We start from the raw sequence: 23463 nt of genomic DNA on the forward strand, positions 1-23463 counted from the left end.
TTGATCAATAAAGCGAGGACTTGGTCAGTAACAGACCGTACCGGTGGCATCGGGGAGCTGGCGGGAGAGGGACTCGACCGAGGGACCCGGGTTTGAGGAGTACAGGCGCAGCGGCGTGGCGCGGCGCACCGGGTGCATTCCCAGCGATTGGAGGATGGTGTTCAGGATGCTCCATGCCGCATCGCTTCCCCAGGCCTGATCTGCAAACGCCAGGCCATTTTGGCTGAGGGTGTGCCAGACATCAGGGTCTTGGTAGACCTTGGTCACAGCATCTGCGAAGGCTTGCACTTCGTCTGCAATCAATATGTTGTCCCCGTGGGTCAGGGACATGCCCTCGGCCGCCAAGGCGGTTCCGACCACGGGCAAGCCAACGGCCATGGCGGTCCCAATCTTGCCCTTGATGCCTGCGCCATAGCGCAGCGGCGCCACGGAGACCCGCATGTTGTCCAGCAGCGGGGTCAGTGCTTCGACGAAGCCTGTGATGATGACGTCTTCGGCGGCCAAGGCCTGTATGTCGGGGGGGGGCTTGCTGCCCACGGCATAGAAGCAGACGCCGGGCAGTTGCTTGCGCAGCAAGGGCATGACTTCGGCGACAAAGTAGTGCACTGCATCCACGTTGGGGGTGTGTTGGTAGCCCCCGACAAAGACGATGTCCCGCCTCTTGCTCAAGGGGGCGGCGTTGCTTTGAACCTCCAGGATCAGTGGGAAGACGTGCAGCGCTGCCTGCGGGAGTTGAGGGCGCAGGATGTCGAATTCCACCGTGCTGTGGACGATCGAAGCATCGGCCGCACGAATCGCGGCGAATTCGCGCTGTTGCATCACCTGGGCTGCCTGCTGTTTGGTGCTGTCGGCTTGCAGTTGAGCCTCTCGACTCATTCGCAGGTAGTGCAAATCCACCGTGTGGTAGAGCACTTTGGCTTGGGGACTGTGCTGGCGCAGGGCCTGCACATGGCGTTCCACCACCCCGGGGCGGAACAAGAAGGCCAGGTCGTAGCGAGCGCCTTCTTCCTTCAGATGCTGTTCGACGCTGGTGACGTATGGGGCGTAGAGCACTTCGATGCCCATGCGTTGCAGGGCTGGGGTGTACTCGGGCAGGTACAGGAAGTTGTCTTCGGGAATGAAGGTGACCTGAAACTGCATTTCTCGCAGCAGCAACAGCAGGTTGTAGACGGTGACCGATCCTGCATCCTGGTTGGGTGTGGGGGTGCAATGCTCGATCACCAGCACGCGCGCCGTGTGCGCGCGGTCTTTCTCTTCGCTGGGGGCCTGGCCATTGGGCCGGTGCTTGGCCAGCCTGGATTGCCAACGCTGGTGAAGCGTGTGCGAGTTTCTCACCTGGTTGGCTTTGACGCCTTGGCGGGTGTCGGTGCCGGAGGTGACCCCTTCGAAGTGCACCACCTGCGACAGGGGTTGGTAAATGACGCGGAGACCGAGGTCGCGGATCTTCAAGGCGAGGTCGGCATCTTCGCAGTAGGCGGGGGCATAGATTTCGTCAAAGCCGCCGAGCTGCGAAAAGAGGGCGGTCGGTACCATGATGGCCGCCCCCGACACATAGTCGACCTCGCGTGCGTAGTTGAAGTGGGGCAGGGCTGGGTCTTGGCCGTGTCCGTAGTTCCACGCGCTGCCGTCTTGCCAAATGATGCCGCCGGCCTCCTGCAGGGTGCCGTCCGGGTACAGAAGCTTAGACCCTGCCAGCCCACATCCGGGAAAGGCCGTGAAGGTCGCCAGCAGCTCATCCAGCCAGCCGGCCTGGACCTGCGTGTCGTTGTTCAGGAACAGCAGATACTCGCCTTTGGCACTGCTGGCGCCATGGTTGCATGAGCGCAGAAAGCCGAGGTTGACTCGGTTCCGGATCAGACGCAGGTTCTGGATGCGCTGCAGAACCTGGGCGGAACCGTCTGGCGATGCATCGTCCACGACAATGACTTCAAACGGTGCCTGGGGCGGGTTATTCGCGATGGATTGGAGGCAGGCCAGCGTGTACTCGACCTTGCCATACACCGGGATCAGGACCGAAACGACGGGGTGGGCATGGCCGGGCAGGTTGACATCGAGCGGTCCCAGGTCTCCGATCTGAGGCAAGGCGTACACGCGGGGGGTGTGCGGTGAGACGACCTGGCGGTCGCGCATGCGCTGCTGGCATTCCTGGCTTTGGCACACCGCGCGGACGATGGCCGCGCGTTCGCCGGGCTGCTGCTGCAGGCGTTCGAGGTAATGCTGGCGCTCGTGGGGTTCGGGTTGGCGTTCCATGCTCAACCTGAACAGCGCGGACAAGAAGGGCTCGTCTGCGATGCCCTGCAGCTGTTGATGCACGGCGCCCAGTCGGGTGTAGGGCTGCGGCCAGTCCTGGCCCTCCTGGGCCCCGAGCCTGTTCGTGGTGCTGCCCAGTTGCTCAATCAGGGCGGGCAGCTCGGGCCCCATGGTCATGGCGATTGGGGCCAGCACCGAGGGGTCGGCCCACTGCCCGAGATAGTTGTCCAGGGCGATGGCGGGGCCGGGACCTGGCGCGATGAATACCTGTGTCCGCCAAAGCAGTCGGTAGCAGCAGCCGAGTAAGACCGACTCGGCCGTGGCGGCTGTATCGTGCACATGGCTGGCAGGATGCCGGGCTGCGAAGTCGATCCAGGCACTGCCCGCCATGCCTCCGCCTGGGCCTGGCGACTGGCCTTGCAGGTGAAAGGCTTGGTCGTGCCAAGTGATCTGGCCGGTGGCCGCCTCCAGGGTGCGCACAGGAACGTTCGCGTCCGATGGGGTACCGGCAGGCGGCAGGATGAGAAACCGGTCTGTGCGGCCTGCGGCGGCCAGTCTTTGTTGGTGGCGTTGGGCCTGGCGGATGTTGGAGAGGGTCACCCGGGACAGGCCTGGACCACTCGCCAGCGTCTCCACAAAGCAGTGCATGGCTAGCGCCAGCTTTCCGGCGCGGAGCGCGCCATAACCCTCGGACAGTCTGACTTTTGCTTGCTGCATCTGTGGTTCGATATGGGTTGGTCAGTTGATGCGCTCGCTGCGCAAGTCACTTGGAACGAGCCCAGAGACTCGGGTAGGGGTCTGGTTTCCAGACTGGCCCTGGTGGCGCGTGCGCAGCCGGCCGCCCCGGTCGGGGCGCTGGCATGCGGCGAAGGCAGATGACCCGTGCATTGCGTTCATGGCTTGGGTCGCTCCGGTTCGAGCAGGGGGCTCGGGGCGCTGGGCGGCACGACAGGAAGGGAGGGCGGGACGTCGAGCAGGCCTTGGATCAAAGCGATGTGGGCCTCGGCTTGTTTCAGTTCGGACTGCTGCCGCTGCCATTGGCGGTTGCTGGCTTGCAGGGCGGATTCGAGTTCTTGCAACGTCGCCTGGGCTTGTTCCAAGGCCGCGGCTTTTTGGGCGCATTCGTCGCGGGTGGTGTCCAGGGCAAGGCTCAAGGCGGCCTTGTCTTGCACCAATTGGTCCTGGGCTTGTGTCAGCGCGGTCATGGATTCGCCGAGTTGGGCCAGGTCCTGTTGCCAGCAGGCCTGTTGGGCTTGAAGTGACGCCAAGGCGCTTTGATACTGGACGGTTTGCTGGGCCTGTGCCTGCAGTTGCTCCGCCCATTGTCTTTTGTGCTCGGTGGGGTTGCGAACAAACAAGGCGCGCACCAGATTCGGGTGGTTTTCTTCTTGCAGGGCCACCCATTGCAGGCCAAACGGGGCCACTTGCGCGCGCAGGGCGGCCAGGCCCATGGCCTGGGTGGGGTGGGAGGCGTCGGCGGGCACGGCTTGGAGCGCACGAAGCACCAGGACGTCCCAGCCATGCAGCAAGTCGCCTGCCCCATGCAGTATCTGGTCGGCTGGCAGGCAGTCGATCATTGCCCAGTTATAGGCTTCAGGACCCGCCGGCGCTTGGGTCAGCAGGGCATGCAGCGTCGTGGTGGGGCGGACATCTGTCTGCAGTGTTTGGAGATTCGGCCATAGTCCCAGCCAGGTGGCGGCGGGGCAGAGCCCGCTTTCCTGCGATTGGCTGAGTGTGTGGAAGTCGGCGTTGCCCACTCTGTCCGCCAGCACGGCGTGGAAGACCTGGCTGTTCGTGTGCGTTGCCAGTTGGGCTTGCAAATGGGCGTGCCGAGGCCCATGGGCCTCTGCCGCCAGCACGCGGGGTAGATGTCCAAAGGGGTATGGCTGAAGCCCACCGCCAGCACCGACGTGCACAAGGCCCGTGGGCGGGGCCAACTGCTGCAGGCACTGCAGCCAAACATCCAGGTAGGGATAACGTGCCATCATGCGTGCTGGATGAGCCGGAGGCTGCGCAGCCGCAGTGCCATGCTACGCTGGTCTTCCAGGCCTTGGTCCGCAGGACTGAGGGTGTGACTGAAGCGCAGGCCGATTTCCCAGGGCTGATCGGCATCGGCACTGGCGAGGTGCAGGGGTACTTTGCAAACCAGTGGGTAGTCGCCTTGGTAGAGCGGGAAGATCAGTTCCACCGCTTGGCTTTGGCCAGGAGTTTCTATGCAGAGCTGGCGCACGATGTCCAGCGACATCGCATCCACGATGTCCAACTCCAGCGTGTAGTCGCCAGCTTGCACGGGGGGCATTTGCAGGGTGGACAGGGACGCTGGCCCGGCCCATCGGCCATCGGCCTCCGGGGGGTACCAGTTGCTGCCAGCCACGTCCTTTTGCATGTCGATACTCAGGTTCTTGGGTTGGTGCATGCGCCAGAAATCATTGACCAATCGGGTAGCGGAGGACGGGGCGCTGGCGGCTTGTTCCTGCGCCTGGTAACGCACGAAATAGTGCTCCAGCTCCTCCTGGGCCTGGTGCAGTTGCAGCATGAGGTGTTCGTTTTCGTTGCCGAGTGCCCGCAGCTGTTCATGGGTTTGGTCCACCCGGTCGGCCAATTGGGCTTGGGCTTGGGCTTGGGCTTGGGCTTGGGCTTGGGCCTGTGCCTGTGCTTGGGCTTGGGCCTGTGCCTGTGCCTGTGCCTGTGCCTGTGCCTGTGCCTGTGCCTGTGCCTGTGCCGCCATGTCCTGCCTGAATCGGGCCTGCTCCTGAGCTTCCATGGCCTGCCTGCTGCGTGCCTGAACCCAGCTTTCCCAGGCGTCTCGGGCGTTGGGTGGGGCCTGCGTTTCTGGCGCGCTGATGGCGAGGGTCGCTCCCTCCAGTTCCTGGTAAAGGGTGAGCGCCGGGTGCTGCGGATCGATGATCTGATTGATGAGGTAGTCCTGCAGCGCTTGGTGGGCGGGCAGCGTGGCCGTTGTGACGGCGCTGCGGTCCAGGCCGTCGATTTGCCAGCGCGAGGCGATGGCGTCCACCAAGGCTTGCGGCTGAGCGCCGGCCGATTGGGCGTTCACCAGCAAGCAGCGTCCTGGGTGGCGGTGGTGGTAGCGCAGCAAGGCCGTGTTCCAACGCGCCCACGCCTGGAGCTGTTCGGCGACCAGGGCCGGGCTGGCAGGTGTGTGCTCGTCGATTACCTTGATCAAATGCGCCTGCGGCGAGTTGTAAACGAGCAGCAGGCGAACCTGGGGGTCAAAGTCTTGCCAAAAATCCATCAGCACGCTGCTTTGATGGTCGGCCCAACCCCAGGCGGCATAGGGCAAATTGGCAAAAAACAGCTCTGCGGCCAACTGGTGCCACAGTTTGCCAGGCACGACCTGCGTCAGGGGTTCGGTGCCCGCCAGGCTGACTTCCTGGCTGAGCAGCAACTTGGTCTGCAGTTCTGTCGCCGTGAGGGTTGCCTGGCTCGCCGGTAGGGCCGCCGCCACGCCCGCTTGCTGAAGCAGCCCGAAGACGTCTTCGAGGCCAGACTGTGGGGCGCCGGTGCAAAGGATGACTTTCATCGTGTTCTGGGGGTTGGCTGGTCGCAGGGTTACTGGTGGTATCGGTGCAAGGCTGAGTCCACATCGCCGTAGGCTTCCAGGCGGCCCTGGGCCAAGACGCAGGCGCGCCGGCAATGTTCCTTGATGTAGCCGTCGTGGTGCGAGACAAAAATCATGGCCCGGTCCTTGCGTTTGATGAACAATTCGTCATGGCATTTTTGCTGGAATCGACTATCGCCGACCGCCACCACCTCATCGATTAAGAAACAGTCGAATTCAATCACCATCGAGATGGCAAAAGCCAAACGAGTCATCATCCCTGATGAGTAGGTTTCCACGGGCTCCTTGAAGTGCTTGCCCAGTTCGGCAAAGTCCTGCACATAATCAATTTTGTCAGCCACCGTGGTGCCATAGACGCGGCATATGAATTTCAGGTTATCCAAACCGGTCAATCGGCCTTGAAAACCGCCTGCGAACGCGAGCGGCCAAGAAACACTCATGTGGCGTTTCACACAGCCCGTGGTGGGCGATTCAATGCCACTGATCAGACGGATCAAGGTGGACTTTCCGGCCCCGTTATGGCCAAGAATGCCGATTTTCTCGCCGGGCTCGATCACCAGGTTGACGCCATCAAGCACGGTGGTCCAACCGTGGCGCAGAGGGTAACGTTTGCTGATGTTGAGGATTTCTATCATCGTAAGGTCAAGTTCTTGCTGACGTATCTGACATTGGCCAGGCCCAGCAGCGTGAGCAAGGCATTGAACCCGATCAGGTACGCCACGCTGTAGTGCGCATGGATGGCGGAGCCAAAATAACCCTCACGGACAATCTCAACGCCATGCACCATGGGCAAAACCAATATCCAGTCCTGCCATGCCTTTGGCAAGGCATCGACCAGGAAGCCGGCACCTGATAATGGAAAGAGCAAATAAGAAGCGGGATGCCAAATCTTCTCGACGGCCTCGGTCCGTTCGTTGAGTGCACCCAGGAAGGTTGCCAAGGCGGTGCCAAACCAAATCAGCAGCACCCAGCCAAAAACCACTTGCAGAAGATCCTCGGGCAGTTTGACCAAGCCCAAGAAGGTGAACAGCAAGGACAGCGTCACAAAAGACATGGAGGCGCCCGCGACCTCGAGCAGCAGGCGGGCCAGGAACACATCCATCACCCGCACATTGCGGTGGTACATCAAGGGCATGTTGGGCGCCAGTCCGCCGATGGTGCGTCCCGGCATGTTGCGCCACAGCAAGACTGATGAGTAGCCCGTGATCGCAAAAGCCACGATCGGCAGGTTGGATCCGTGGCCCATGCCCGTCAGGGTCCATAGCGTGGTCACCCCCAGCGTGAAAATCATCGGCTCGACAAAGATCCACAGGAAACCGAGGTTGTGTCGCCCGTAGCGGGTGAGCATCTCCCGCACCAGGAGGGCCCCGATGACCCGACGCTGGATGGCCCATGAACGGCGCAATGTCGAGGTGGCTGCTTCTTGCATGGTTCAGTCCCGGTGCTCGCGCACCCCAGCGAGCAACATGCCCAGCACCCCCCAAGCCACCAGGCCGAACACCAGGGTGGCCAGGATGCTGCGCACGCGGCGTGGCTCGGTGGCGATGTCGGGCAGGCTTGGCTGGGCAATGCGTTCCAGGTACACCTGCTGGCGCAAGGCTTCGTTGCGGGCACTCTCCAGAGAGACGAGGGCGCTGGCCAGCTGCTTTTCCGCCAGATCGCGATCAATGAGCAGTCGCTGGTAGTCCGTGGCTTTCTTCACCAACGAGGCCTGTTCCCCCGTGATCTGCCGGTTTTCTTTGTCGATCTCGGCCCGTAACACCTTCGCACGGTTGTTCAAAGCCGGAATCTGGGGGTTGTCGGGCGTGAAGGCCTGGAGCTGTGACAACTGGGTGGTCGTGGCCAGCAGGTCATCCTGGATCTTGGTGAGCTGCAGCAATTGCGCGTTGGCCTGCCGTTCGGGATCGATCACGCCGTACTTGGTGCGGTAATCAGTTAGCAGGATGCCCGCCGCTTTGGCCTTGGCAGCCGCTTGGGCCACTTCGGCGCTGGCAAACTTGATCATGTCCTGGCGCCCGCGCTCATTGAGGCGATTGACCAGCACCTCGCTGAGCTCCAGCAGCTTGCGGTTGGTGTTGAGTGCGTCCTCGGCATTGAAGGCCCGGGTGGTCAGGATGCTGATGCCGGAGCTGCTGTCCGTTTGCACCTGGACCTTCTTTTGGTAGTAACGGTACAGGGCTTCAAAGCTGCCATCGCCATCCAGGGCCGCAAAGCGGCTGAACACATCCACCTCCGTGCTGCCCAGGGCCTTGCCCAGGCCCAATTCGTCGTTGAGGGCCTTGAGTGCGTCTCGCGAGAGGATGTAATCCTGCACGGTATAGGTCTCGCTGGGGTTGCTTGAGAAGCCCGCCCCCTTGAGCATCAGCCCCAGTGCGGAGGTACCTTGTTTCTCGGGGCTGCGCACGACAAAGCGGCTTTCGCTGGTATAGACGTCAGAGGCCATGAAACCAAAGTACCCGATGGACAGAGCCGTTGGCACTGCGACCGTGAGCCAGAACAATCCGTCGAAGCTGCGTGTTTTTTGTTTGAGTTTTTCAATCAGGGTGTCCATGGTGCCTGCCTGGTTCGTTGCATTGGAAGGAGTGGATCGTCTACCTAGGCCCGGGCCAGTTCGGCGGCCAGGGTGTCCACCGTGCGATGAATCTGCGCCTGGGTGTGCTCACAGGAGATGAAAAAGCGCAGCCGGGCCGATTTTTCAGGCACTGCAGGGAACAAGATGGGTTGCACGTTGATGCCCCGCTGAAAAAGTGTTTCAGACAATTTTGCCGCACGGAGGGAGCTGCCTGTGATGACCGGAATCACCGCCAGGCCCGTGGCTCCGCCGGTGTCCATGCCTTGGCCTCGGGCCTGCGCCAGAAAATAGGCGCCGTTGGCCTGCAGTGAATGAACCCGCTGCGGCTCCCTCGTCAATTTCTGCAAGGCGGTCAAGCTGGCCGCGGCCAGGGGGGGGGCCAGGCCGACGCTGTATAGAAAGCCCGGGGCCATGAATCTGAGGTGCTCGATCAAGGCGGCTTCGCCGGCGATGTAGCCACCACAGCCCGCCAATGCCTTGCTCAAGGTGCCCATCCAAATGTCCACCGCCCGGCCAGCGACATCGAAATGTTCGCGAATGCCGCGTCCGCTGGCGCCCATGACACCCAGTGAGTGCGCTTCGTCCACCATCAAGAACGCGTGGTGGCGTTGTTTGATGTCGATGAACCGGGGCAGATCGGGGTAATCGCCATCCATGCTGTAGAGGCCTTCAATGACGATGAGCACGCGTTCGAACTGGTGCCGCTGCGCGGTCAGCAGGGCATCGAGCGCAGCCCAGTCGTTGTGGGCAAATGCCAGGCGGGTGGCGCCCGAGAGTTGGGCCCCTTGGAGCACGCTGTTGTGAATCAGCGCGTCATGCACGATCAAATCCTTGGGACCAAACAGGTAGCCAATGGTGGTGACGTTGGTGGCGTGGCCGCTGACAAATACGAGGGCGTCGTCCACCTCATACAACTCGGCCAGGTCACGTTCAAGTTGGCCATGCAGAGGGCGCTCGCCAGAAACGATTCGGCTGGCTGACACCGACGTGCCATATTGGTCGATCGCCGCCTTGGCTGCGCTGGAGACCTCTGGATCTCCCGAGAGGCCCAGGTAGTTGTAATTGCCAAAGTTGATGAATTCGCGCCCTGCCATCCGCGTGGTGGCCCCCGCCACCCCGTCTTGCGACTTGAAGAACGGATTGGCAATGCCCAGCCGTGCGGAGCCATCGTTGATGATGCGCAGCCGCTGGTAGCCGGGGTGAGCACTGAACTGGTAATGGGCCCGCGGCACAGGACTCTGCGAGTCGCTGCTGGGAGTTATGAGGCACCTCGCGGCACCTGCCGCAGGCGGCTGGGCGGAGGCTTGTTGCATGCGCCTCTCCAGCGTCTGCTGGATCAGCTTGTCTTTGATTTGGGCGCTGAGGCTTCGGATACTTTTGGGCGTCATGACTGGGTGATCCGTGCTGGCGGAGTCGCCTGACCAGAATGGATGTCGGTGGCAAGGCGTTCGATCGACTGGGCATCGACCACGATCGCATGCTGCTCGACCACTTGTTGCACCTGTGCGGTGATCAAGGCCGCGCTTTGCTCATCCTCGCTGAGCGTGCCGGCACGCGCCTGGCGGGCCTGGGCAATGAGTTTGCCTGCGAGTTTGCTGATGGTGGGGTTTTCGCTGAGCGCCATCACTGAAAACTGAACACCAAGGCGGCCTTCAATGGCCAGTCCCAACTCGACCCCCATGAGCGAATCCAGGCCCAGGTCATAGATTGATCGGTCGGGGTCGATCTTGTCCGGAGGGATGCGCAAGATCTCGCCAACGGCGGCTTTGAGCATGTCCTTGACCGTGATGTCGAGTGAAGCTTCATCGAGCTGATCGAGCAGGCTGAGCAGGTCGCTCTGCTGGATGGGGTCGGTGTGCGGGCCTTGCGCCAGCGTGGCCAGGCGTTCGAACTTGGGTTCGTTGGCTGAAGGCAGAAACCGGCTCAGTGATCCCCAATCCAGCGCCATGACGCCCAGGTCCGAACGGTTGGCTGCCAGCAGTTCCTCCAACACGGCGAGGTAATGGTCGGAGGCCAACGCGGCTCCACCCATGCGGTTCTGCAGGGCATCCCTGACTTTTTTATGGCGTGCCAGAAAGCCAACATCGTCGACAGCTCCCCAGCGCACCGACAAGGCGGCCAACCCCACGGCGCGGCGTGCTTTGACCAGGGCCTCTAGGTAGGCGTTGGCTGCTACATATGCGCCTTGACCGGGGTTGCCAAAGAGCGTCGTGGCAGAGGAGAACAGCACGAAAAAGTCGAGTGGCATGTGCTGGGTCGCTTCATGCAGATGCCGCGCACCCAGGATCTTGGGGGCGTACACCTTGGCCAGCTGTGCCGGTGAAGTATTGCGCAGCAGGCCGTCCTCGATCACCGCGGCGGCGTGCACCACCCCCCGCAACGGTGGCATGTGTTCGTTCAGTTGAGCCATCAGCGCAGCAATGGCTGGCCCGCTGGTGACGTCGCAGGATTGCGCCAGGACCGTGACACCCTGATGCTCCAGGGCCGCGATCGCTGCCACGGCATGGGCGGCCACAGGGTCCCTGCGACCGATCAAGACCAGGAATCGCGCCCCCTTGTCGGCCAGCCACTGCGCCGTCTTGAGGCCAAAGCCGCCCAGGCCGCCGGTGACCAGGTAAGTGGCGTTGGGGTTTAGGTGCCAGGGGGCACGTGTGCGGGTGGTTGGCTGGATTTGGTTGATGCCTTGGCGGTAGGTGAGCACGATCTTGCCGATGTGGCGCGCTTGCTGCATCTGTCGGAAAGCATCGACCACCTCATCGGCTTCAAAGGCCTGAAAAGGCAGCGGATGCAGGATGCCTTGGGCAAACAGGCCCAGCACCTGCTGGAACAGGGCTTCGGTCAGTGCTGGATGCGCCAGCATCAATTGGTCGGCATCGATGCCAAAGTAGGCAATGTTGTTGCGAAACGGGCGCAGCCCAACCTTGGTGTTGTCGTAAAAGTCACGCTTGCCCAGCTCCAGAAAGCGGCCAAAGGGCTTGAGCACGCCCAGGTTGCGGTTGATGGCTTCACCCGCCAGCGAGTTCAGCACCACATCCACCCCTTGGCCCTGGGTGACCTGCATGATCTGGTCCGCAAAGGCCAGGGAGCGCGAGTCAAAAATATGATCCGCGCCCAGGAGTCGCAAAAAGTCACGCTTCTCATCCGACCCCGCCGTGGCAAAGACCTCGGCCCCCAGGTGTTGAGCCAGTTGGATGGCAGCGATGCCCACGCCACCAGCGGCGCCATGGATCAACACCCGCTCTCCTGGTTGCAAGCGGGCCAGGTGGTGCAAGGCGTAGTAGGCCGTGAAGAAGGTGGTGGGAATGGTGGCGGCCGCTTCAAAGCCCATGGCACTTGGCAGCCTGGCCACAGCGGAGCGCCGGGTGCAGACCTGGTTCGCGAAGCAGGAAGCCCCGAATGCCAGCACGCGGTCGCCAATGGCCAGGCCGCGGGCCTCGGGGCCCAGCGCCGTCACGATGCCAGCACACTCTAGTCCGAGTGTGGGACCGGCAAATCCGGATTCGACCGCTTCTTCGGACAGCATGCCCAGGGCATACATGACATCGCGAAAGTTCAAGCCGGTGGCGTGAACCTGGATCTGCACCTCATCTGCTGTCGGGGCGATGCTGGGGCTGGTGGTCCAGCCCAGGTGACGCAACTGTCCTGCCGTCGAGAACGAGAGGTGGACTCTGGTTGCACCGCCGGTGGCTGGGGGGAGGGGAAGCAGACGCGGTGCCACTCTCAGCCGAGGCACAAAGCGCTCGCCAGTGCAGCTAAAGATCACCTCGCGTTCGGCATCGGGGGCGATCAACTCGGTCAGCAGGGCCTGGAAGACGGCTTCACCGGTGGTTTCATCGACCCCCGTCGGCTCCAAATCAATAAGGCGTATTTGCAGACAGGACGGCTCGTTTAGCAGGGTGCGCCCCAGCCCATAGAGTGGTGCGTCTAAGGTGTGCCCGAAGTGGGCCGTTCGCCCTGGCAGCCAATTCGATGCCGCACCGGCGGTGACGATCCAGAAGGTTGTTGTCGTATGGGTCGCTTCGCAGGCCTGGAGCACGGTGGTGGCAACGGTCGAGCGTTGCAGTTGCATCGCCAACTGGGCTTCAGGTTTGACGCCGGCCTGTGTATTGGGGCCCCAGCCTGCAGGGGGAAGCCCATGCAGATGCAGGATGCCTTGCACCGGGCCGAGTTGCGCCGTGGTTTGGCTTAGCCAGGCACTGAGGGCTTCTACCTGGCTGAAGTCCAGCGCGGGAGGAGAGAGAATTACCCGGGCGCCTAGTCTGGACAAGCGTGTGGCCAACTGGTCAGCCATTGGTCCGCCATCGACGTCCTGGTTCGCCAGGATCAACCAAACCGAGCCTGCCGCCGACGATTGGGCCGTCTGGGCGGGGGGCCTGGCACTTTGGCTCAGCCAGGCGTTTGGCGAGCTGGGGCTGCCTGGGGCGAGTAACAACTGTCCGCTGGTCTGCAGCCCTCGCCGTTCCAATTGCGCCTGCCAATGCGCAGGACCTGCGTGCCATGCCGTTTGGGGACCAAACAGCCACTCCAGCCAACGAGCCGCTGGCGTGTTGAGCCAGACCAGGGTGCCGCCAGGGGCCAAGCGCCGACGCGCCCAATCCAGTGCGCTGAGGGCCTCCTGGGGCGTGGAAAAATCGTTGTGAACCACGATCAGTTGCGCCGTGGCTTGCACTGCAGTCCGGTCTGCTGGGTCAGCCTCCAGCAGCGTGAGGGCCGGCCAGGACTCCGCGCGGTGCAGGCATTGCGCCAGGTTCTCGGCGTCGAGGGTCGCGAAGGTGGCTTGGAAGCGCTCTGTGGCCAGGCTGCGCAGCAGGGCGGGGGCGACGCTGGGGGAGCCGTTGCTGATCTCGACGAGATGCAAGCGCTGACCTTCGCTCAATTGATTCAGGCCGGCTTGAACGGCGTTGGACAGGGCCTGGAGCAAAGGATGGCGTTGGCCGATGCCCAAACTGTGCGCGGCCATCGAAGCCCGGGTGCAGTCCACCGGAAGCAACTGGCTTAGGGTGGCGCGTCCCTGGATCACGGCCTGTAGGTTGAGGCCCAACCGGCTCACGGCGTTGGTTGCAGCAAAGTGCTCTGGATGGTCGGCCAAAAGAATGCGCCAGATGTCCTGCGAAGGTGGGCTGTCCGTGGTGTCGCGTAGTTGCCAACCGCCGTCTCGGCGCTCCAACAGTTGGTCCTGTTGCAGGATCGTGATCAGGCGATCCCACATCGCTGCGGCGTCGGTGTGGGGTTCGAACAGTTGTGCTAGCGAGGATTCGGACAGGTAGTGGCCCGGGCCTGCCAGTTGAATGAACGCCTCCACGGCGAAGCTGCTACACAGGGCTGCGAGTAGGGGCTCTACCTCCTGTTCGTAGGCCAGGCCGGCGCCCCCGTCTCCATCCTGCGCCTGCGCCGGTGAAGCCATGGCGTACTGCAACTGCTCAGCCAGTGCAGGAGGCACGGAAACGGGTGTTTGAGGGTGCGGCTTGGCTTGGGCTACATACTGCATCAAGCACAAGGCGTCGCTAGCCTTTTTACCAATGAACACCGCGCGGAAACGCACATTGCGCAGCCAAGCCACGACCTCACCTTGCGCGTTGAACAAGGTGAAGTGGGCAGTCAGGCTGTGCATTGAATGCTGTACCAATTGAGCCTGGGTCATCACTGGAGGGCCCAGGGCTGTGCGCAGGCTCAGGCGACCGATCTTGGCGGGCAGGTAGGTCAGCCCGTCGGGCAGTTCAGCCAAGCCATTCAGAATGTGCAAAAGAAGTTGAAAGCTGCAGTCGAGCAGGGCTGGGTGCAACAGTGCTTGCTGCGCCAGGGGGGAAGATGGGGCCGAGGGGGCATTCAAGCGGGCCCAGGCCATCTGGCCTTGAACCCAGCCTCTTTCGATGGCCTGGAAGGTCGGGCCGTACCGCAGTCCCATGCGTGCAATGGCCGCGGCATGCGATCCCGTATCGAAATCGGGTTGCCGGGTTGGCAGTTGGATGGTCTCCTGGGCGAACAGTGTGTCGGTGGGTTCGGTACGGACCCGGCCTGTGGCGTGAATGGTCCAGGCGTCGGCGCTGAACTGGGTGTGGCTGGCGATGGTGAAACTGCCATCACTGGGCTCCAGGGATACCCGCATCAGCTTAGTGCTGTCGGTGCTGAGTCCGAGCATCATTTTGATGTCGAGCTCTTCGATCTCTAGTTGCTCCGGCAGGCCTTGTGGGCCGGTCCACTGCGCTGCCGCCGCCAAGCCCATTTCGGCGTAGCCGGCACCGGGGAACACGATGGCGCCGTCGACCTGATGGTCTGCCAACTCCGGGCAGACCAGCGGATCAATTTGGTTCTCCCAGATTGGCTGGTGCTGCCCCACGCGGTAGCCTAGGAGTGGGTGCACCTTGCGCCTCTGGATCAATTGGAGGGACTCGGTGGTCACTGTCTGCCAATGGCGCTGGCGTTGCCAGGGATAGTTGGGCAAGGGGGTGAAACGGCCAGCATGCGGGAACAGGCATGCCAGGTCAACGGCAGCGCCCGCCAGCATCAGTTCAGCGTAGGCATGCCACACCCTTTGTGGCGAATCGTCACCACGGATCAGGGTGGTGATGACCCGACCTGGGGATGCCTCGGCCTTGAGGCATTCGAGCAGGTAGCCGCGCAGCACAGCGTGCGGGCCAACCTCGAGGAAAACGTCGATACCATCGTGCCTGAGCGTTCCGACCGCCTTCTCGAACAGCACGGGCTGACGAATGTTGTTCCACCAGTAGCGGGCATCCAACTGGGTGCCGGGCGTCAGTTCGCCGGTGACGGTGGAGACAAAATCGAGTTGGGTGGGCTGGGGTTTCAGTTGGCTCAGCGCGTCTATGAGACCGGTTTGGATCGGGTCCATTACCGGGCTGTGAAAGGCGTAGTTTAGGTCCAACCGCTTGCATTGGATCTGTCGCTCCGACAGGATTGCCTCCAACTGGGTGAGTGCCTCGGAAGGCCCAGCCAGGGTGATGCCTCGCGCGCTGTTGATGCCCGCCACCGCGATGCGTTCGCACAGCCCAGTTTCTGTCAGTAACTGTTGCATGGCCGAGGCGCCTAGCGCCACCGCCGTCATCTGTCCTCGGCCCTGAGTTAGTCCCTGAAAATGGCTGCGGTAGAAAATGACTTGGACGGCTTGCTCGAGTGTCAGTGCGCCCGCCGCCCAGGCCGCGGCCACTTCACCGACGCTGTGTCCTGCCACGGCGGCTGGCATCATGCCGTGGGCTCGCAGCATCTGGGTCACGCCAACCTGAATGGCAAACAAGGCCGGTTGAGCGATCTCGGTGCGCGCGTAGCGGCCACTTCCGTAATCCCCATTCAACTCTTTTGTCAAGGAAAAGTCCTGGTACTGAGCAAAAAGGTGCTCAATCTCTTGGACGGCGGATCGAAAGTGCCCGCTTTCCAGCAGAAGTTGCCGGCCCATGCCCTCCCATTGCGAGCCGTTGCCAGAATAAATCAAGGCCAGACGAGGGGGCGATGTCATGCTGGTGGTGTGCACCAAGGGGATAGGACCAGGCTGGCCATCTGCAAACGAGGCCAGCGTGGCCGCTACCTCCTGCGGAGCACTCCCCAGAATGACGGCGCGATACTCATGCCAGTCGCGGTGGTGGGCGGCGCTGTAGGCCAGGTCGTACCAGTGCTCAGCAGGCGATTGTCTCAGCAGATCGGCATAGTGCCGGGCGTTGGCTCTCAAGGCCGCTTCGGTTTTGCCGGACAAAACCAGTGGCACGTCGATGGGGCCTGGCCGCGGCGTGGTTTTGCGTGCCGTGGCGGCGTCGTCGTGGCTCTCCAGAATCACGTGAGCATTGGCCCCCCCAAAGCCGAAGCTGTTGATCCCAACAATCAGACGGCCCGTGCTGGGTAAATCGGTGTTTTCGCTGACGACCTTCAAATTCCATTCATCGAAAGGAATGTTGGGGTTGGGGTTTTCGAAATGGATCGAGGCGGGGATGGCTCGGTGCCGCAGGCAGTAAAGCGCCTTCACCAAGCCGGCGACGCCGCTGGCAGCCTCCAAGTGGCCCAGGTTGCTCTTGACCGATCCAATCAGCAACGGCTGCCCCTTGGGGCGCCGTTGGCTCAAGGCCGTGGCCAGGGCACCTGTTTCAATGGGGTCGCCAACGGGTGTGCCCGTCCCGTGGGCTTCGATGTAGGAGACTTCGTTCGGCGCGATGCCTGCTTGGGCATAGGCTTGGGTCAACAAGGTCGCTTGCGCGACCTTGCTGGGCACCGTGAGACCTGACTTTTTGCCATCGGTGTTGACAAGGGAGCCTGCCACGACCGCCAGAATGGGATCACCGTCGGCCAGTGCTTGGTCATAAGCCTTGAGAACGAAGATACCCCCACCCTCAGAGCGCACGTAGCCGTCCGCAGCGGCATCAAAGACGCTGCAACGCCCTTTGCGCGAGAGCATCGAGGCCTTGGAAAACGCGACAAAAGCATACGGATGCAGCAGCAAACTCACCCCACCGGCCAAGGCCGTGGTGGCTTCGCCGGTGGCAATCGATTGGCATGCTTGATGAAAGGCAACCAGCGACGATGAGCATGCCGTGTCGATCGACATGCTTGGACCCTGCAGGTCCAGTAAGTAAGAGATGCGGTTGGCTGCAATGCACGAGGTGTTGCCGGTAGGCACGCTGGCGTCCACTGCCCCCAAATCGTCCAGAAAGCGCAGGCCATAGTCCGCACTGGAGATGCCAATGAATACGCCGCATCTGGTCCCCCTGATGGTGCTGGGGCGGGTGCCTGCATTCTCCAGGGCTTCCCAGCTCATCTCCAACAGGAGGCGTTGCTGGGGATCCATTTGGGCCGCTTCACGAGGCGAAATCCCGAAGAAAGCGGCATCAAACTCGTCGATACCTTGCAACATGCCGGCCGCAAAGGTATAGCTGGTGCCTGCGTGCTTTTTGTCGGGATGTGTGAAGGAGTCCGTGGCCCAACGGCTCGGATCCACGTTGGTGACCAAGTTCTTGCCGCCCATCAGATTCGACCAATACTGCGCTGGTGTTGTGCCGGGGAACCTGAATGAACAGCCTAAGATTGCGACTTTTTTCATGGGACAAATGCTGTAGCTGGGGCAACTTACTGTTGTGTGGAGCGCACTGGGCCGCCCCATCATGCAAATTCTTCGGTGATGCTTGGGTGGTTTTGAGCCCACGGTGCTAGGTGATGAAACTAGCCTAAGTTCTGTCTGTCCGTTGCATCGCCCGCATGCGGTACTCTGTTGATGAGGTCGGGTCCACCTCTGTTGGTAGGAGTCGAGGCAGGGCCCGCCAGGGTCAGCTCCGTGACGACGGGAGGGGGGTGTATCGCACAACAGAATCGACTCAACGTCAGGTGCGCGGAATGAAGCACTTGGTGCCTCCGATCCTAACCCCGGCGGATGGGCTGGTTGATGCTGTCAGGAGGTTGAAATTCAGAGAATTTTTGTGCCAAGACCCGCATGAGCGGTGGCGAAGCGCTTGGACCGCACAGTTCCGGGTTGACGAAGGCGATGTTTCCCGCCGCCGTGCCGACGGGTGTGAGCCTGGAGCGGGTCCCCAGTGGGGTACAGGCCCGTGGCGTGAGTTCAACCCTCGGCTGGAATGGGAGAGGCAGGGGCACCCAGGCGGCGAAAGATGTAGGCTGCATCGTCCCCCCTGTGTTCACAAGAGGCACCCAGCGGCTTCAGGTAGCGGTTTTCCAGGCTTTCAATGTCGTGGGGATGCAGAAAGTGGTAAGCAAACCAGGTTTCGATGTGCTCCAGCACGAAGCCCGCTGCCTCAAAATGAGTCGTGACTTCGGCCATCGTGTACTCCCGCACGTGCTGGCGCCACAGCATGGGGGCCTGACCTTCAGCGAGTTGGATCAGTGAGAACAGCGAGGTGGCATTGGGTGTGGTCAGCAGAAGATGGCCGCCAGGCTTCACTAGGCGGCCACATTCCTTGGCAAATGCCTGAGCGCCATTTCCATGAAAAATGGCTGTCTCCCGCCAATGGTCGGGCGGGATGTCCTGCAGATGTTCAAAGACTTCCAGCGATAGCAGCAGATCCAGTGACGCGTCCGGCATCTGCATCTGCTTTCGCAAGTCGCCCTCGACACCTTGGCAGTCATACCCGGCGTTGCGCAAGGTCAAGCCGACTTCGCCAAGGTCGCCTGTTTCCGCGAGGCGGGTTTGTGGGGTCAACAGCTTTTTGTTTGACAAGAGCCGCAGGGTCTCCATCGCTCGCACCACATGGTCGCGTCGACCTTGCCTGAAGACGTCTTCACAATAGGTGTGGACGATGGCCGCGTCCTCGGGGCGCAGGCGTGCGCGCATGCAGTCATGCACGAACTGAGTGGCGGGATCAAATTGAGCGGAGTCTGTCATGGCGTGCCAAAACGGGAATTGATGTAGTTTGAGAGGCGTTGGGCCAATGCACTTCTGCTTTCAGGGCGCCTCTGGCAGCGGTTGGGCCGTCGACTTCGAGGCCCACCTGGAGTGCAAAGAGTTGATTGCGGCCGTGCGCACCGTGGTTGTACCAGGCCCATGCCGCCATGGTCATGGGGGCATCGTGCTTGGTGTTTCTTTAATAGGCTCACGGGGTCGCTGGTTGCGGCAACGCTCGTTCCCGACGGTACACAAGTCTTGCTCTGGAGGCGTTTAAAGTCGGATGCTCGTGGCCTGTCCGAATTTCCGTGTGTGACGCTCATTGAATCTTCACCGAATTCGTGAAGCTGCTTGGGTATCTTACCGCCTCGATTTCGTGAACTGGTCTTCGTAGAGAATCGCGAATTGATTCATTGCTGATTTCCAGTTGTTTGCTGCCCGTCCCCAGTCCTCGGTGATATTGCGCAGGGCCAGCAAGATCAGCTTGGTGGCCGCATTGTCGCTGGGGAAGTGCCCCCGCCTCTTGATGATCTTGCGCAGCTCGCGTTCACACTCTCAATCGCATTGGTCGTGTAGATCACGCGCCGCACCTCCGGCGGGAACGCAAAGAACGCAATGACCTTGTCCCAGGCCCTGCGCCAGGCGTTGACGACGGTCGGGAATTTCTGGCCCCATGACCCCGCTTCAAACGCGTTCTGCTTGAACTCAGCGGCCTCCGCGCTCACCGCTGTGTAGATCGGCTTGATCGCTGCTGCAAGCGCCTTGTGGCCTTTCCAACTGGCGAAGTCCATCCTGTTGCGGATCAGGTGCACGAAGCAGGTCTGCAGCGTCGTGGCCGGGAACACTGCGCCCAGCGCCTCGGGCATGCCCTTGAGCCCGTCGGTGACGGCGATCTGGACCGCCGTGGCGGCGGTCTTCGTCTTGCGTGGCATTCATGCTCCTTGTTGACAAGCTATGCCTCACACACAAAGTTTCTGACAGTCTCGCCGGATATAAGACTGCAGCCCTGCCTCCCGATCCCTCACGCATCCCCGTCACTTGCAATCCGGGCGGTGTCCATACAAGCCGCTCTTAGGCTGCATGTCGTTGGACAGCAGTTCTTCGGGTACCGTGTGTGTCTTGGTGGGCAGGGGGCTAAGGACAGGCCGGCTCACGCCGGTGGCGGAATGTCCGTTGACTCCAACGTTTGCTCATCCTCAAGCCCGGGCCATGTGCTCGCGCAGCAGGTCGCACAAAGGGGCCATCACCGGCAATTGGACCCGGCTGGTGGTCCGTACCAGGGCATAGCGACCGTCCGGCGTCGGCAGACCGGTGGCGGGCAGAGCGATCAGGCGCCCATCGTCCAGTTCGGCCCGCACCACGGCATGCGCCACCAGCAGCACCATGTTGGAGGCCAGGGTTGCGCTCTTGAGGGCCTGGTAGTTGTCGCCCTGCAGGCTCAGCAAGTCACCCGAGTGCAGCGGCTTGCCGAGGATCTGGCCGATCTCCCGGTCAAAGGCTTCACTCAAGGGGGAGCAGGCCACGGCGTAGGGGCGCAAATCGGCCAGGCCAGGCTGGGGCAGGGCGCTCAGAGGATGGGCGGCCCGGCAAACAAAACCACCAGTCAGGGGTCGCAAAAGCTCGATGCTGAGGCCCTCTGTGTCGTGAATGGCGCTGGCATCCACCACCGCCAGGTCCAGGACATGGCGGCGCAGATCGTTGAGCAAGGCGTCTGTCCTGCCGATGACCATGCGGGCGTGCACCTGCGGCGCCTGGTCGGCCAGCCAGCCCAGGCAGGGGGCCATGCCCAGTTCGGCCGGGGTCGGGCTGAACCCGATCGCGCAGTCGCCGGCCTGCCCTGCGTTCATCAGGGCCAATTCGCGTTTGAGTTCACGCTCCTCATCCAGCAGGCGCTGGGCCCTTTGCTGCAGGGCCAGGCCGAAGCGGCTGGGCTGCAGCCGACGTTTGCCACCATCGAACAGGGGCACGCCCAATTCCTGGGCCAGTGCTGCCAGGCTCCGGCTCAGGGCCGACTGGGTGAGGTGGCAATGCTCGGCGGCCCGCTGCATCGAGCCATGCTCGCACACTGCCAGAAAGTGCTGCAACTTGCGGCTTTCCATGCTTGAAGGTCGTTGTATGAGGAAATTGCAAAAATTGGATGATTATTTTGCGCTTGAATCACTGAACTCGGCACAGGATGATCAGGTCTTTGTCACTTGCTGCCCGAGACATCCATGCCCACTTCTTCTGATCAATGCGGCTCTCCGCGCCCCGGCGAGCCTCTGCCGATAGGCCGCTTCGAAGACATGATGACCTGGCCCGCAGAGGTCCAGCTCAACAGTTACCGGCAGATGGAGCAGGTCTACCCAACCCGTCGGGTCTGTCGCGGTCCCGGGGTGCGGCCTCTGCCGTCGGGGCCGGGGCTTTCGCTCCAGTACCGCGTTGGCGAACAGGCACTGGGCATCGACGATTTCATGCAACGCAATCGCACCACGGGGCTGTTGCTGCTCCAGGACGGCCAGGTTCGGCTGGAGCGCTATGCGGGGGGGCACCATGCCCAAGCCCGATGGCCCTCTTTTTCCGTGGCCAAATCGATTTCTTCAGTGTTGCTGGGGATCGCGCTGCAGGAGGGCTTGATCCAAAGCCTGGACCAGCCCGTGACGGACTATGTGCGTTCTCTCAAGGGCTCGGCCTACGAGCAGGTCAGCATCCGCCAGGTGCTGCAGATGAGCTCCGGCGTGGGCTGGAATGAGGACTACCTCGACCCCCAGTCCGAGCGTCGGCGCATGCTGGCCGTCCAGGCCGCTGATCAGAAAGGGGGGGTGCTGGCGTTCATGGCCCACCTGCCGCAGGTGGCGGAACCGGGCACGCGCTTCAACTACAGCACCGGTGAAACCTATCTGGTGGGCGAGATACTTTCTGCCGCCATTGCTCGCCCGCTCAGCGACTACCTGTCTGACAAGCTTTGGGCCCCGCTGGGGATGGAGTGCGATGCGCTGTGGCAACTCGATGCCGAAGAGGGGCTGGAATTTGCTGGCAGCGGCTTGAACGCCACATTGCGCGATTTCGGGCGCTTTGGGCAGTTCATCCTGAACCAGGGTGTGGTCGATGGCCGTCGCATCTTGCCGCTGGATTGGGTGGCCGATTCGACTGACGTGGTCCGTCACCGCCACCTTCAACCCGGGCAGATACCCCGCTATGCCCCCCGGGGCTACGGCTATCAATGGTGGACCTTTGCCGATCCACCGCCCGCGCCGGGGCAGCGCAGTGCCGCCCTGTTCGCGGCACTGGGCATTTTCGGCCAACAGATCTACATCCATCCGGCTTCACGCATGGTGCTGGTGCTGCACAGCGCCTGGGCCGAGCCGATCGACCCGGCCTGTGTGGCAGAGACCTCGGCCTTGGTTCAGGCCTTGTTGCACGCCTTGTCCTGAATCTGGGGGGCCCGCTTTCGCTTGGCCGCTCAGGCCTTTGTGGCTTAGCCTGGCGGATCGACGATGAGCAAGGAACCCCAGCTACCGCTGGCCACCGCATGCGCAACGCCCGCGGTCACGGTGTAGAGCTCACCGGCCTGGACGCGGACGGCCTGCCCTTCAATCGTCAGCAGAAGCTGGCCTTCCAGCACCAAGAAGGCCTCGTCATAGGGGTGGGTTTCTTCTTCGACGGTCCGGCCATCCATGCGCAGGATCTTGATCTGGCTGTGGCCCAGGCGCGCAATGATGTGGGAGCACCAGGCTGGTTCAAGCTGGGCAGCTAGTGGGTACAGGTCCAAAGAAGGCATGGGTGCAATGAGGCTCCGGTCTGGCCCCGCGCACCGTGCGCCAGGCCGATGGCAAGCATAGGGGCCCAAGGCCTGGCAGTCTTGTACCGGATTGCGCACCCGTTCGGGGCCAGGGCCTTGAGCTCAGAGGCTCTCGTGCACCACCCGTCCCTGCAAGGGTTGCACGGGCCGAGCGTTGGCCGGGAACAGGCGGCGGAAGGCCTTGATCTGCGCCGGTGCCAGCGTAATGGGTTGCTTGAGCACCATCCAGTTGACCCCTTCCGAGCAAGGTGGCGTGGTCAGCGAGCCCTCAAAGGCGTAGTAACCCTGCTTGGCAGGCAGCAGGTCAGCCAGTTTGATTTCCAGTCCCTCGACGGTGATCTTTTCCCCGGGGCGCGGCAGATGGGCAAACACGGGCTCGAAGGCTTTGTTGGGCACGCCAGGCTGTATCAGCACGCCGACCACGCCGAGTTCGCCGGCAGCGCTTTTGTGCACAAAATGGGCCACCATCGCGGTATGGCGTCCCTTCAGGGTCTCTTCGCTGGGGGTGTGGAAATGGAACTGCAACAATTCGTAGGTCTTGTCACCCACGCTCAGCTTGCTGCCGGTGGGCAGGTTCACCTGCACCGTGTGGCCGTTGTTCACCAGCGTCGGGGATGCGCTGCCGTACTGAAAATCGAGTGCGGGCAGTGTCTCCTTGACCGTGGTGCTGATGTCGATCGGACTTTGGCGCAAGCCCTTGGCGCAGCTTTCAAATGCGGGGTCCATCTCGGCCCAGTGCGCGGCCCCATGGTGGCCTGCGTAGCCCCAGTGGGGGGCTGTATCGGCGGCTTGGGCTGCGATGGCTGCCAGGGCGAGCATGCTCGCAGACAGTGTCTGAAGGGTGGGGCGGCGGATCATGTGAGGGCTCCTTCTCGGCTGGCGCAGGTCTCAGGGATGCGCGTACGAGTGGGTTAAATGTAAGTGGATGTTACTCTTGGTTGGTTCAA

General features: G+C 62.2%; 13 protein-coding genes and 1 pseudogene. 1 reads left to right on the top strand and 13 read right to left on the bottom strand.

Going from position 1 to position 23463, the window contains the following annotated elements:
* Positions 1-24 precede the first annotated feature (24 nt).
* The 11 genes and pseudogenes from AC07PT_RS05435 to AC07PT_RS05485 all read right to left on the bottom strand — a co-directional run bounded on the left by AC07PT_RS05435 (position 25) and on the right by AC07PT_RS05485 (position 20834).
* Positions 25-2898: a glycosyltransferase gene (locus AC07PT_RS05435; RefSeq protein ID WP_494656043.1), complete on the bottom strand. Its 2874-nt coding sequence runs from the start codon at positions 2896-2898 to the stop codon at positions 25-27.
* Between the two features lie 245 nt (positions 2899-3143).
* Positions 3144-4238, bottom strand: a complete 1095-nt coding sequence (locus AC07PT_RS05440) for a hypothetical protein (protein WP_494656044.1) — start codon at positions 4236-4238, stop codon at positions 3144-3146.
* Complete coding sequence (locus AC07PT_RS05445) at positions 4235-5791, bottom strand: sulfotransferase family protein (RefSeq protein WP_494656045.1); 1557 nt, start codon at positions 5789-5791, stop codon at positions 4235-4237. Before AC07PT_RS05445 ends, AC07PT_RS05440 begins: the two co-directional genes overlap by 4 nt.
* A gap of 29 nt (positions 5792-5820) precedes the next feature.
* Positions 5821-6465 carry an ABC transporter ATP-binding protein gene (locus AC07PT_RS05450; RefSeq protein WP_494656046.1) on the bottom strand — a complete coding sequence of 215 codons (645 nt, stop codon included), beginning with the start codon at positions 6463-6465 and terminating at the stop codon, positions 5821-5823.
* Positions 6462-7259 carry an ABC transporter permease gene (locus AC07PT_RS05455; RefSeq protein WP_494656047.1) on the bottom strand — a complete coding sequence of 266 codons (798 nt, stop codon included), beginning with the start codon at positions 7257-7259 and terminating at the stop codon, positions 6462-6464. The genes AC07PT_RS05450 and AC07PT_RS05455 overlap by 4 nt, the downstream gene beginning before the upstream one ends.
* A gap of 3 nt (positions 7260-7262) precedes the next feature.
* Positions 7263-8381 (bottom strand): KpsE/RkpR family capsule polysaccharide export protein, encoded by a 1119-nt coding sequence (locus AC07PT_RS05460; RefSeq protein ID WP_494656048.1) that lies wholly within the window; start codon positions 8379-8381, stop codon positions 7263-7265.
* Between the two features lie 44 nt (positions 8382-8425).
* Positions 8426-9790, bottom strand: a complete 1365-nt coding sequence (locus tag AC07PT_RS05465) for an aminotransferase class I/II-fold pyridoxal phosphate-dependent enzyme (RefSeq protein WP_494656049.1) — start codon at positions 9788-9790, stop codon at positions 8426-8428.
* Positions 9787-17505 carry an SDR family NAD(P)-dependent oxidoreductase gene (locus AC07PT_RS05470; RefSeq protein WP_494656050.1) on the bottom strand — a complete coding sequence of 2573 codons (7719 nt, stop codon included), beginning with the start codon at positions 17503-17505 and terminating at the stop codon, positions 9787-9789. The genes AC07PT_RS05465 and AC07PT_RS05470 overlap by 4 nt, the downstream gene beginning before the upstream one ends.
* A gap of 450 nt (positions 17506-17955) precedes the next feature.
* Positions 17956-18735 carry a methyltransferase domain-containing protein gene (locus AC07PT_RS05475; RefSeq protein ID WP_494656051.1) on the bottom strand — a complete coding sequence of 260 codons (780 nt, stop codon included), beginning with the start codon at positions 18733-18735 and terminating at the stop codon, positions 17956-17958.
* A 360-nt stretch (positions 18736-19095) separates the two neighbouring features.
* Positions 19096-19634 (bottom strand): annotated as a pseudogene (locus AC07PT_RS05480) (IS256 family transposase); the annotation flags it as partial.
* A gap of 297 nt (positions 19635-19931) precedes the next feature.
* Positions 19932-20834 carry a LysR family transcriptional regulator gene (locus tag AC07PT_RS05485; RefSeq protein WP_494656052.1) on the bottom strand — a complete coding sequence of 301 codons (903 nt, stop codon included), beginning with the start codon at positions 20832-20834 and terminating at the stop codon, positions 19932-19934.
* A gap of 114 nt (positions 20835-20948) precedes the next feature.
* Here AC07PT_RS05485 and AC07PT_RS05490 point away from each other — a divergent pair, with 114 nt between their 5' ends.
* Positions 20949-22148, top strand: coding sequence for a serine hydrolase domain-containing protein (locus AC07PT_RS05490; protein WP_494656053.1), 1200 nt, complete (start codon positions 20949-20951; stop codon positions 22146-22148).
* A gap of 44 nt (positions 22149-22192) precedes the next feature.
* On the opposite strand, the gene AC07PT_RS05495 is transcribed toward AC07PT_RS05490, so the two are convergent.
* Positions 22193-22495, bottom strand: coding sequence for a cupin domain-containing protein (locus AC07PT_RS05495; RefSeq protein WP_492345428.1), 303 nt, complete (start codon positions 22493-22495; stop codon positions 22193-22195).
* A 123-nt stretch (positions 22496-22618) separates the two neighbouring features.
* On the bottom strand, positions 22619-23374 hold the full coding sequence (locus tag AC07PT_RS05500; RefSeq protein WP_492345429.1) for a carbonic anhydrase: 756 nt from the start codon (positions 23372-23374) through the stop codon (positions 22619-22621).
* Positions 23375-23463 lie beyond the last annotated feature (89 nt).

The sequence above is a fragment of the Curvibacter sp. GW821-FHT09D12 genome (genome assembly GCF_059416245.1).